The following is a 12,726-nucleotide window of genomic DNA, read 5'->3' on the forward strand; positions in this document are numbered from 1 at the left end:
GCATCCATTATTTGATAATTAACGGCTGCTTGATGCCGTTTTTTTTCATCCTGTATTGCAGATTCGTGCGGCCGATTTTTAATACTCGGGCGGATTCGGAAATATTCCAACCACATTCTTCCAGTACTTGGCAAATAGTCTCCTTTTCCGTCTGGCTGAGTACCCCTGAGAGACCGTTAGGCGGCAGCTTAGAGGGAACAAAAAGAGGTTTTTCCAATTTGCCTAACAGGTTTGACGGAAAATGCTCAGGCAGGAGGATTCCTTCCTCATCAATCATGGACACAGCTGACTCTATGCTGTGCTCCAGTTCTCGCACATTGCCCGGCCAGGTATAATCGCAAAAAGCGCTGACCAGGTCAAAGGAGATCCTGTTGACCCGTTTGCCGTATTTAGCGGAAAGACTATTGATAAAATGATTAATCAGAAGGGGGATGTCTTCTCTCCGCTTCACCAGAGGAGGAATTTCCAGGACCAGCACGGAGAGCCGATAATATAAGTCCTTTCTCAGGGTATTGGTGGCAACGCACTCGGCAGGGTCCACATTGGTGGAACTTGTGATCCGGCACTGCATCGGTAGTTCCTCTTTACCGCCAAGTTTACGAAACTTTTTTTCTTGCAGCACTCTTAAAAGTTTGGCCTGTAAATTCAGGGGCATGGAGTTGATTTCATCCAAGTAAAGTGTCCCTTTGCCAGCCTGTTCAAAAAGGCCGGTTGACTCGACAGAACCGGTAAAACTTCCTTTAGTGGTGCCGAAGAGCAGGCTTTCCAGGAGTGACTCCGGAATTGCCGCACAATTTACGGCAACAAAGGGGTTTTTTCGGGTCAAGGGGTTTTCGTTGTGGATACCTTGTACCACCAATTCCTTCCCGGTACCGGTTTCCCCCCAGACCAAGACTGTGGCGTCGACTAAGGCAGCTTTTCTGGCCTTTTCCAGCAGCTCCAGCATGACGTCACTTTTGGCTACGATATCGTTTAACTGGAAACGCGTGTTATTGCCCAGATCCTCCACAAGTGTGTTTTCGGTAGATTTTTCCTGGGCCTGCATCGTTTTATTCAGCAATTCATGGATCTTGGTAAGGTTGCGGCAGATGGTGAAAGCAGCGACGATTTCTCCGTTTTTAAAAACAGGATAGGTACTACCAATGGAGTTTAATTCTTTGTTGTCGGCAGTAAGGAATTTCTGATACCTGTCGATGATGGGCTTTTTACTTTTCCATACGGATAGTTGGTCGCTGGTTTCTTCGGTAATGTTATATACTTCGGTCAAATGGCGGCCGATCACATTGGCCGGATCCAAGCCCTCAAACTTTTGAATTTGTTTATTATAAAGAGTAACACAACCCTTCGAGTTAGTCATAATCACCCCTTCGTTAATAGAATTCAATACGGTGCAATAACAATGATTTTCCTTTTCCAGCTGGACCAGCGTTGTGCAGTCCGAAATGAAAAGCAGAGGATAAGCTAGTTTGTCCACACTGATGCTGCTGCTGCTAAATTCCAGAATCCGGTCATTATACTCAATGCGCTTGGGTCGTCTCAAGGACTCTAAAGAATCGTCCAAATTAAAATAGGCGGAGATGTCACCGAATACGGAAAAACCGATACGGATCAGCCTCTCCGCTTTTTTGTTCACAAAGATAATGTTAAGGGACGGATCAAAAACGATTACGCCATCCTTTATTTTATCCAATATTTTTTGAAACAAAAAACTTTCATTAGTCATTGTTCCGCCTCCCTGTTTGCATTTGATTTTTTCCGACATGGTTTGAAGCAAGTTCTTGGTTTGGTTGCTTTTTACCAAACCTTAGAACTGCGAATACAGAGTAAAACAAGTTAGTCAGGTGAAAAGATGAGAATTCATCATATGCATAAAATATAGGCATATTTATCATGTTTGTTAGATAAATTGTTTGTTTTCTTTACCTTACCGTTAACCGCCGGTTTTGTAAAGGGGTCAAGGCATTCTGTTTTGAAATTTTTCATCTAGAGGTTATTGGCATAAAAATTGCAATTATGATGGAATGTAATTATTTTTACTATGACAGCGGTTTTCATCTGTTTGACCATAAATTTGCCGGCAAGCCCGGACCTGTTTGCATGAGCCATTTTTGCACCTAAGCAAGCTACAGTTAAGATGATCTAGAAGTGATCGTGTGTTATGTGCGAAGGTCTTGGGTGTAAAAAAATTAGGCAAGGTTACAAAGACATATTTTTTTCGGAGCACGTAAGTAAACTTTCGGAAAGTCCATGATCATGACGAAGCTGCAAAAGGACATTTTTTCCGGGTTTACTTTTAAAGGCTAATAACTCAGGGAAAAGAGGGAACTTGTATTGAGAGCTAATATGAAATCACAGGGTAGTTTAGGGATTAACACATTTACTACGGATCAGGCTGAGGAGATACATTTAGCAACATTGGAAGTACTGGACCGGGTGGGCGTTAATGTCTTTGAAAAAGAAGCCTTGAGCCTGCTTAAACAAAGAGGGGCTTTTGTTGATGGCAACAGGGCGCGCATACCAGGCTGGATGGTTAAGGAATCTTTGGCTTCCGCACCATCCTCGATTTTGATTTCGAACAGGAACGGGGCCAAAGCAATGCTTTTGGATAAAGGGGAGATCTATTACGGAACTGGTTCCGCTACCCAATACATTATTGATATTTACGACGGACGATGCCGTCCCACAGTCAAGCAGGATGTAGCAAATGCTGCGAAGATTGCCGATGCTTTAAAAAATATTGATTTTATCATGGCGATGTCTCTGGCATCGGATGCTTCTGTAAATGATGCTTTTGTCCATGAATTTGAAGCAATGGTTCTGAATACGACAAAACCTATTCTTTTTTGTGCAGATAATGTAGGAGATTTAGGGAGCATCACCCAGATGGCGGAGATAATCGCCGGGGGTCAGGAAGCACTGGCAGGCAGTCCATTTATTATTTTATATGCCGAGCCTTCCGCACCTTTACAATTTTTTCAGGATACCGTAGAAAAACTCCTGTTTTGTGCGGAAAAGAGGTTGCCCGTAATTTGCGGACCCACAGTGATGATGGGAGCGACCGGCGTCGTAAGTGCAGCCGGTTCCCTGGTCATAGCCAATTGCGAAATTCTGTCGGGGTTAGTCATTCATCAGCTGAAAAGGAAAGGGGCGCCCTTTATCTACGGCGGCGGTGTACCCCCTATGGATATGAAGACGTTAGTCTGTTCCTATGGTGCACCTGAAGAGCATCTAAATGCGGCTGCTTTAACCAGTATGGCTCGGTATTATCAATTACCTGTATTTACCACTTCGGGTTGTTCGGATGCTCATGTGTTTGACCAGCAAGCAGGGCTTGAAGCCGGGTTTAGTTTATTAGCACATGGTCTTGCCGGCAGCAACTTGATTCATGACTTGGGTTATATGGGAGCGGGTGCAAGTACCTCAATGGAAATGATGGCTTTATGTGACGAAACGGTAGGTATGGTGAAACATTTCTTAAAAGGGATTGAGATTACCCCGGAAACATTAGCGCTTGATGTGATTGAGAAGGTCGGACCAGGGGGTAATTTTTTCGCTGAGGAGCACACCTTTCATAATTTTAAAAAACACCTATTTTTCCCGGAACTAATGAACAGACATGCTTATGATAAATGGAGGGAAGCTGGCAGCACTACTTTTGCCACAAGAGCCAATAAAAAAGTGAGAAATATTTTAGAAAATCACATCGTTCCGGAATTACCCAAACCTATTGTGAATCAAGTAAAAGAGATTGCTATGAAAAGGTCACATAACTAAGTATAAGAAAACAAGGGGGAAAATGTCTAGTGAGAGTAAACATGCAGGTTCAAACAAGTTTAGGTCTGAATATTCTGAGCCAGGACCAGTGTGAGACAATTCATTTTACCACACTGGAAGTACTCGACCGCACTGGGGTTAATGTTTTTGACCAGGAAGCTTTGGAACTATTAAAGCAAGGCGGGGCAAAAGTTGATGGATATCGGGTGCGGATTCCGTCATGGATGGTGCAAAGAGCCTTGGCTACTGCTCCTTGCCGGGTGCCCATGGGTAATCGTGATGGGTCCAGGGCGATGCTGTTAGAAAAAGGGCGTAGTTATTATGGTACCGGTTCGGATACGCCATATACCATAGATCCTTTCAGCGGTAAACGTCGCTTGGCAACGAAACAAGATGTGGTTAATTTTAGCAGGGTTTGCGACTGTTTAGAAAATATTGATTTTGTGATGTCAATGGCACTAGCCTCCGATGTGTCAAGATTGAATTCTTATGTCCATCAATTTGAGGCGATGCTCCTTAATACCAGCAAACCGATTGTCTATACTGCCGAAGGCTACAGAGATACGGTGGATATCGTAAAAATGGCAGAGATTGTGGCCGGAAGTCCGGAAGATTTGGTGGCTAATCCTTTTATGGCTTTATATAACGAACCTTCCTCGCCATTACAGTACAGCACGGAAGCTGTCCAGAAGCTGTTATACTTAGCGGAAAAAAGATTGCCGATCATTAATGTTCCGGCAGTGATGTTGGGGGCGACCGGACCCGTTACCCCGGCGGGAGCGATCGTAGTTGCCAATAGTGAGCTGCTAGCTGGTCTGGTGATGCATCAACTGAAAGGGGAAGGTGCCCCGTATATTTACGGAGGAGGCATACCTCCCATGGATATGATCACCCAGGTTTGTTCCTATGGCGGCCCGGAAGAGCACCAGAATTGCGCGGCATTAGTGACGATGGCTGCCCAATTTTATCATTTGCCTGTATTTACGACCGGGGGATGTACTGATGCCGTAGAGTTTGATCAACAAGCAGGAATGGAAGCAGGCTTTAATATTCTGAGTACGAGTTTAGCAGGGGGTAATCTGATTCATGATTTGGGGTATATTGAAGCCGGTATGACCTCATCTCTGGAAATGTTAGCTTTATGCAATGAGGCAGTTGGGATGGCAAAATATTTTGTTAAAGGCATTGAAATCACACCCGAGACCTTAGCCCTTGATGTGATAGAAAAAGTACAGCCCGGGGGTAATTTTTTTGCAGAAGAACATACATTCAATAATTTTAAAAAACATATGTACTTCCCGGAACTGCTAAACCGTTATGCCTATGATAAGTGGAAAGAAACAGGAGCCACTACATTTAAGGAGCGAGCGAACCGGAAGATTAGGGATATTCTAAAAAACCATTGCCCTGCTCAGTTACCGGCAGATGTAATTGACCGCGTGAAAGAAATAACATCAAAAAGAGTTAACGACAGTTATTAGTACAGAAACAAGGCGGATGCCAATGACGGGGGATTTTGTATGAGAATAAACCGGGATGAGTTAGAAAGAATTCATGAAGCCTCGCTTCATATTCTTGAACGTACCGGGGTTATATTCGAAAATAGCAGCGTACTTGAGGTTTTTAAAAAAGCGGGAGCAAAGGTTGAAGGAACTAGAGTGTTTTTGTCTCCTAATATTGTTGGGGAGGCTCTAAGAAACTGCCCGCAAAAGATCACCGTGGCCGGCAAGGACCGGCAAAAAGAGATTTGTCTGGGCGGGGGAAATAAATACTGTGTCAATTTTAATGGTGCCGTGTACGTTGACGATTTAAAAAAAGGACGTAGAAAATCTACATCTGAGGATTATGTGAATTTTGTCAAGCTTTCTCAGGATTCTGATATGTTCCAAGTGGTTGGAGGGCCTATTGTTGAGCCACATGATATCCCGCAAGAGACGCATGCTGCTTTTATGGCGTTGTGCCATTTAACCCTATCTGATAAACCCCTTTTGGGGCTTAGTGTCAACGGTTCGTTTGCCAAAGAAAGCCTAACCATGACGAAGCAGGTTTTTCAGGGCGAGAACAATTATTATGTGATCGGTATGCCTTGTATAAGAGCCCCGTTATATTTCGACAATGATGTAGTTGACGTAATTTTAGCGTATTTGGAAGAGAAACAGCCCATTATATTGGGAACCTGTGGAGTAACCGGCCTGACCGCGCCGGTTACCCTGGCCGGAACATTGGCAGTGAATAATGCAGAGGTTTTAGCGGCCATCGCACTTACACAACTCCTCAGCCCTTGTTCCCCGGTAATATATGGCAATATTGCCATGGCCGGAGATATGAAAACTATGAGAACTGCGGTAGGGGCTGCGGAGACCAGCCTTCTAACCAATGTGGCTTCTCAAATGGCCAAATACTATCATTTGCCCTGCCGGGCGGGTGGCACGTTATCCGATGCCATGGCTGTTGATGTTCAAGCGGGTTATGAGTCAATGTTAGGGTTGTTTACTGCCTTTTCCTACGACAGTGACTTAATTGTTCATTCTGCGGGTTTGCTGGAATGTTTAATGACAGCGTCTTATGAAAAATTCATCATTGATGAGGAAATTTACTACTTAGTAAAGAGATTTTCTCGCGGCATTGATCTAAACTCTGATTCCTTTGCATTGGATGTCATTGACCAACAGGGACCTGGGGGACATTTCCTTAGCTGTGAGCATACTTTTTCAAAATTTAAAGAGGAACTTAGTATTCCATTGGTGAGTAACAGACTCTCCTATGAAACCTGGCACCTCGATGAGACAACTGTCTTGGACCGGGCTCATGAAATATGGCAGAAAAGATTAAATGAGTATGAGATCTCGCAAGATGGGCTAGAAAAAGCAAAGCCTGCCATAAATTATTGGAAGCAGCATTATGGATCTCTTCCATCGTGCTTAATGAACACGATCGGGAATGATTGTTCCAGGTAGTGAACAGTCGGGAAGAATACTTAGATCATAATCAGGAGGTGTTTAAATGACGAAGAAGATTGTGAGTGGTAATGAAGCAGTAGCATATGCTGCTCTACGATCAGGAGTGAATGTGATCACGGGGTACCCGGGTACGCCTTCTTCTGAGGTAATCGGCAGTTTGATGAAAATGGGTAAAATTGAAGGAACAAAGATTGAGTGGAGTACCAACGAAAAGGTGGCTGTTGAAATAGCGGCTACAGCAGCATGGGCCGGCAAACGCAGCCTATGCACAATGAAGATGTCCGGTTTAAATGTAGCTTATGACTCCTTGATTGGGATCGCCTTTTCTGGATGCATTGGCGGCATGGTGATCTATGTTTGTGATGATCCCGGTGTGACGACTGGTATGTGTGAGCAGGATACCCGGGGTTTTGCATTAATGAGCGATATGGTGATGCTGGATCCAAAGTCGGTACAGGAATCCTATGACTTTATCAAGTATGCTTTTGAATTATCTGAGGAAATCCAATATCCGGTGTTTGTACGTTCCGTGACGAATGTCGCCCAATCCCATAGTTCAGTTGACATAGAAGAAAGAGTAATGCCTAATTTAGACGCACCGGTAGTAAAAAAAGATATCAATAAGTATGCCAAAGCCGGTGCAGTTATGTGTATGAATCAGCACCGTGAGTTAATCGACGGCCTGCAAAAAGCTGCAGCTATTCTTGAGAAGAAGGGTATAAACAAATTAGCATTAGCAGGTGCAAAAGGCGGTATCGGTTTGATTACCACCGGAGTTTGCAACGGCTACATTGATGAGGCATTAGATATAGCGGCGGAATACGGTTGCAAGATTGATAACTTATCTACTTTGCGTGTTTCTGCCAGTGTCCCTTATCCTGTAAAAGAAATCCAAGACTTGTTACGACATTGTGCAATTGTCGTTGTGGTGGAGGAAAATGATCCATATATAGAAAGAGAAGCATATGTCCAGGCACATACAATTGGCGTAAATACCAAAATAATCGGCAAACTGGATAAAACATTAAGCCGTGTCGGTTCCTTCAGTGCCATTCACGCCGCCAAAGCCCTGTGCAAAGCCTGCAATGTAGAGTTGCCGGCTGAAGCTATAGAATATGGTAAAGAAGCGGCAGCAAAATGTACGGCAAGGCCGATCACATGCTGTGCCGGTTGTCCCCACCGGGGCACCTATATGGCAATCAATAAAGCGGTAAAAAATGCCAAGTATAAAAAAGAAGAGGTCATTGTCACCGGCGACATTGGGTGCACGATTCTGGGTATGAACCCTCCTTTTAATACTGTTTGGATGGAAATTTCCATGGGGGCAAGCATTCCCTGCGCACATGGTTTTGTATATGCCGGTGTCGATAAGCCGGTGATCGCGACAATTGGTGATTCTACTTTCTTCCATGGGGGCATGCCTGGCCTCATCAATGCGATTCAGCATAATATGAACATGACCGCTATCATTATGGATAATGGCTGGACGGCTATGACAGGGATGCAGGTTAATCCAAACACTGCCCATGAGTTTCAGGTAGAAGGCTGCAAAAATGTAGATCTGGTGAATGTTGTGAAAGGGATGGGAGTAGATAATCTTTTCGTAGTAGATCCCTATAATTTGGCGGAAACCACCGCTGCTTTGGATCAGGCACTAGCTTTGCCGGGTTTAAAGGTGATCGTGGCCCGGCGTGAATGTGCGATCCAGGCGAATCGGAGAAAGGTAAAATATGCCCTGATTACTGTAGATTACGATAAATGCAATTCATGTAAATCGTGCATTAATACGACCGGTTGTCCTGCTATTACACTAGGTGAAAATGGTATTATCATTGATCCTAAACAGTGCAATGGATGCGGACTTTGTGCCCAAACCTGTAATAAATCTGCTATTGTCAGGGAGGTTATCTAAGATGGCAAATAAATCTTACAATATCTATATTGTAGGTCTGGGTGGACAAGGGGTTTTGACCATTGGCGACCTAATATCCGACGTAGCGATAAAAAAAGGCTATGATGTTAACTTTTATCCCACGAAAGGAATGAGCCAACGGGGCGGTTTTGTGCAAGGTCAAATACGTATCGGTTGCCCGGAAGTGGGCCCCAACATTCCTCCTAAGGGGGCAGATCTGGTCATTGCCATGGAACGTTCCGAAGCGTTAAAGGCTGTCCGTTTTATGAAGCCGAAGGGGGATTTTGTGCTGTATGGTTTGGTTTGGGCGCCCACAGCCGTCATGTTGGGAAAGGCTGATTATCCTTCTTTGGACGAAGTAAAAGGGGAACTAGAGGCTACAGGTGCTAATGTTCTTATTTTGGATCCGGAATTATTACCTGAATACAATGGCTTAAAAGTACGCGAGAACCTGTTTGTATTAGGCGCCGCTATGGCCCGTTCCGGGTTAAAGGATATTTTGAGTGTGGAAGATATTGCCCGAGGGATTAAAGAGACATGGCCCAAAGGTGCGGAAGAAAATCTATTTGCGTTTGAATGCGGCTATAAAGCAGCTCAATCCTAATCATTGGGTTTGTTATAACGCAACGGTAGAAAAAATTTCGTTTGTAGAAATTTTTTCTTACCTCTGCGCGTTTCAACGAAGCGGGGGATATGCCCACCGCTTGTTCGCAAATCGGAACCCCCACCTACGCTAAAGCTTAGAGGTGGGGGACATCCCAGCGAAGTTATAGGGAGGAAATGCACATGAGTTTTCGGGCGCTGTTTTACCCCCGGGCGGTGGCGGTATATGGCTCAGTATCCCCGGGCAAATTGGGAAATATTTTAATCAATCATCTGGTGCAATGGGGATTTCCCAAAGTTTTTGCTGTTAACCCCAAGGGATTGGGGCTAAATCATGTTCCTGGCTATGCAAAAATAAATCAGATTTCTGAAGATATTGATTTAGCTGTGATTGCTTCCCCTGCTGCTACAGTGAAAGAAATTATGACGGATTGTGGGGAAAAAGGTGTTCAGGCAGCAGTAATTATCAGTTCTGGTTTTAGTGAAGCCGGTAATGCAAAAGGTGAAGCCGAGGTAAAAGAAGTGGCGAGCCGTTATGGTATTCGTTTTATCGGACCAAATTGTGCCGGAATGATTAACACTTACAGTAATTTGGCCCCAACTTTACAGGCTTATCCGCCCCAAGGCCATACCGCGGTTATTTCTCAAAGCGGTGCCGTGGGTGGGGCCGTAATGGAATGGGCGCAAAGTCATGGTCTGGGTATTTCAAAATTTGTCAGTTATGGGAATGGAGCAGATTTAAATCAAATTGAGTTCCTGCGCTATTTGAAAGATGATGAGGAAACGAAAGTGATCGCCCTTTATATTGAAAATATTGAAGACGGTCGCGAATTTATGGCAGCTTTGAAAGAAGTAACGGCTGTCAAGCCTGTGGTTGTGATTAAATCCGGACGAACCAGTACAGGTCAGCGGGCAGCGCTTTCCCACACGGGTTCTATGGCTGGTGCGGATGCTGTTTACGATGCGGCATTAAAGACCTGTGGCGCAATTCGTGTGGAGTCTTTGGATGATCTGATTGACTTGTGTAAAGGGTTTTCTTATCTACCCCGCGTATTGGGTAGAAAAGTCGCCATTGTTACAAACTCCGGGGGACCCGGCGTGATGACGGCAGACAAAGCGGAAGAATTAAAGCTGAATGTCAGTGAATCGAGTGCTGAATTAGTGGCTGAACTGCGGGACTTTTTGCCGGCTCATGCAGGATTTAAAAATCCCATTGATATGACGGTAGAGGGTACAGGTGATAATTACCGCCGTGTAATTGAAGCCTGTTTAAAAGAATTTGATGCTGTTTTACCCATATTTTTTGGTCCGCCCTATTTACCGACGATGCCTATTGCGGAAGGAATTTTAGCTGCATTTAAGGGAAATAACAAGCCCGTTTTTTCCGCCATGGAAACCGGCCTGCATGCGGCAGAAAGCATAAAATATCTGCGCGATCATCATCTGCCTAATTTCCCTTCTTGTGAACGTGCCATTAGGACCATGGCCCGGATGGCCGAATATGAAGAGTACAAGTCAAAGGTTCCGAACAAAAAAAGTGTCATGCCGGAAAAATCAAAGGGGCTGTTGTTTGAAAGGGGACCTCTATTAGAACCGGATGCCATGAAAGTATTAGAGGAAAACAATATTAAGGTGCCTGAGTATCGTTTTGTAACCGACAAAAGTGAAGTAGCGGCTGCTGCTCTTGAATTAGGTTATCCGATCGTGATGAAAGTGGTATCGCCTCAAATCCTTCATAAATCCGACTTTGGCGGCGTGGAGCTAAATATTAAAAATGGAGAGGAGGTTTTAGCGGCTTTCGATCGAATTGCCAGGAATAGTGAAGGATATGATTTCCGCGGCGTTGTCCTATATCCTATGCTAAGAGGCGGCAGGGAAGTGATCCTTGGTCTTACGCGCGATGCCCAGTTTGGCCCGGTAGTGGCCTTCGGATTGGGCGGTATCTATACTGAGGTACTGAGGGATATTGTTCTCAGGGTTGCTCCCGTGGACAGACCGGGAGCTGAGGAAATGATCAGGAGTATCCGTACCTATCCTATTCTTAAAGGGATCAGGGGAGAGAAGCCAGCCGATCTGGAGGCTCTGGCAGAGACAATTGTTAATTTTTCCCGGTTGCCCTTCCTATATCCGGATCTAGCGGAAGCTGACCTGAATCCTGTATTTGCTTTCCCGACGGGTGTGATTGTAGGCGATGTGCGTATGGTTAGAGGTAACAAAGAGTAGCGTTACCCTAATGATCATTTTTATGGACAGGTGATTTTGAAAGATGTCAAATTTAGATAAAAAATTGAGATCAAAAAAGGGTGAGAAATATGAAAGATAAAACCATAAGATTGGCCAGGAACGGAATAAATGACTTAAACGAATATACACCTGGAAAGCCAATAGAAGAGGTCCAAAGAGAGTACGGGCTTGACGAGATTATCAAAATGGCTTCCAATGAAAACCCTTTTGGTCCTTCACCAAAGGCTATTGAGGCTATGACAAAAGCAATTAACGACGTTAATTTATACCCGGAAAGCAGCAGTTTAATGCTGCGCCAAAAAATAGCCGGAAATTTTGGCATCCATGAGGACATGGTCACTTTGGCTAATGGAGCGGATAATATCTTAGGTCTGATCGCCCAGGCCACAGTTAATGAAGGCGATGAGATCGTCATGGGAGACCCTACATTTGCCGCCTATGATACGCGGACTCGGATCATGGGAGGAATTCCAGTCAAGGTTCCTTTGAAAAACTTTACCTATGATTTACCGGCTGTGGCGAAAAAAATAACAAGCAAGACAAAGCTGGTGTTCGTATGTAACCCGAATAATCCCACCGGCACGATCGTTACCAGAGAAGAAGTAGAAGATTTTATGAACTCGGTTCCCCAAGAATGTATCGTGGTTTTTGATGAGGCTTATGCGGAATTTGTCCATCCGAATATTTATCCTCAAACCATAAAATATATCCAGGATCAAAGAAATGTCATCATGGTGCGCACATTTTCTAAACTATTTGGTCTTGCGGGATTGCGTGTGGGATATGCCGTAGGCCCGAAACACCTGATCAGTATGCTGCGCAAGGTTGTGGAACCTTTTCCGGTAAATAGGCTTGCCCAATCTGGTGCTTTGGCAGCTTTTGATGATCATGCGTTTTTAAACAGAGTATTAACGGAGAATGAAAAAGGGAAGGAATTTTTATATCAGCAGTTTTCCAAAATGAAAATGGCATATTGTCCGTCACATACGAATTTCATTTTTGTTGATCTGGGCATGGACGGACAGTTTGTCTTTGAGAAACTGCTAGAGCAAGGGATCATTATTCGTCCGGGCGGGCTTTGGAATTACCCGCAATTTGCCCGGATTACCATTGGAACATCTGATCAAAATGAAAAGTTAATTGAGGCACTGAATATAATTGCCGGGTGAAAGCGGACATGGGTACGTTAATATTGGTGATTTATTCAGAAACGGATTTGTTTCTGTACATGAA

At 44.4% G+C, this 12,726-nt stretch carries 8 protein-coding genes; 7 read left to right on the top strand and 1 reads right to left on the bottom strand.

All coding sequences use genetic code 11. The features are described from left to right. Window positions 1-7: 7 nt before the first annotated feature. A complete protein-coding gene (locus DCMF_RS26365) occupies window positions 8-1,723 on the bottom strand; it encodes a sigma 54-interacting transcriptional regulator (protein ID WP_214658927.1) in 1,716 nt (571 codons plus the stop codon). A gap of 608 nt (window positions 1,724-2,331) precedes the next feature. Between DCMF_RS26365 and DCMF_RS26370 the strand changes: the two genes are divergently transcribed. The 7 genes from DCMF_RS26370 (at window position 2,332) to hisC (ending at window position 12,662) form a co-directional block, all read left to right on the top strand. Further along, the gene (locus DCMF_RS26370; RefSeq protein WP_214658928.1) at window positions 2,332-3,774 is read left to right on the top strand and encodes a trimethylamine methyltransferase family protein; all 1,443 of its coding nucleotides are present in this window, start codon (window positions 2,332-2,334) and stop codon (window positions 3,772-3,774) included. Between the two features lie 29 nt (window positions 3,775-3,803). Next, entirely contained in the window at window positions 3,804-5,255 is a 1,452-nt protein-coding gene (locus tag DCMF_RS26375) for a trimethylamine methyltransferase family protein (protein ID WP_148137203.1), read from the top strand. A 39-nt stretch (window positions 5,256-5,294) separates the two neighbouring features. Next, window positions 5,295-6,731 (top strand): trimethylamine methyltransferase family protein, encoded by a 1,437-nt coding sequence (locus DCMF_RS26380; protein WP_148137204.1) that lies wholly within the window; start codon window positions 5,295-5,297, stop codon window positions 6,729-6,731. A gap of 46 nt (window positions 6,732-6,777) precedes the next feature. Further along, complete coding sequence (locus DCMF_RS26385) at window positions 6,778-8,646, top strand: thiamine pyrophosphate-dependent enzyme (protein WP_148137205.1); 1,869 nt, start codon at window positions 6,778-6,780, stop codon at window positions 8,644-8,646. A gap of 1 nt (window position 8,647) precedes the next feature. Further along, window positions 8,648-9,250 carry a 2-oxoacid:acceptor oxidoreductase family protein gene (locus DCMF_RS26390; protein WP_214658929.1) on the top strand — a complete coding sequence of 201 codons (603 nt, stop codon included), beginning with the start codon at window positions 8,648-8,650 and terminating at the stop codon, window positions 9,248-9,250. Between the two features lie 182 nt (window positions 9,251-9,432). Further along, the gene (locus DCMF_RS26395) at window positions 9,433-11,472 is read left to right on the top strand and encodes an acetate--CoA ligase family protein (RefSeq protein WP_214658930.1); all 2,040 of its coding nucleotides are present in this window, start codon (window positions 9,433-9,435) and stop codon (window positions 11,470-11,472) included. Window positions 11,473-11,561: 89 nt separating this feature from the next. Further along, the gene (hisC, locus tag DCMF_RS26400; RefSeq protein ID WP_148137208.1) at window positions 11,562-12,662 is read left to right on the top strand and encodes a histidinol-phosphate transaminase; all 1,101 of its coding nucleotides are present in this window, start codon (window positions 11,562-11,564) and stop codon (window positions 12,660-12,662) included. Window positions 12,663-12,726: the final 64 nt, after the last annotated feature.

Origin of the sequence: Candidatus Formimonas warabiya, from assembly GCF_002777255.1 — a bacterium.
Lineage (GTDB): Bacteria > Bacillota > Dehalobacteriia > Dehalobacteriales > Dehalobacteriaceae > Formimonas > Formimonas warabiya.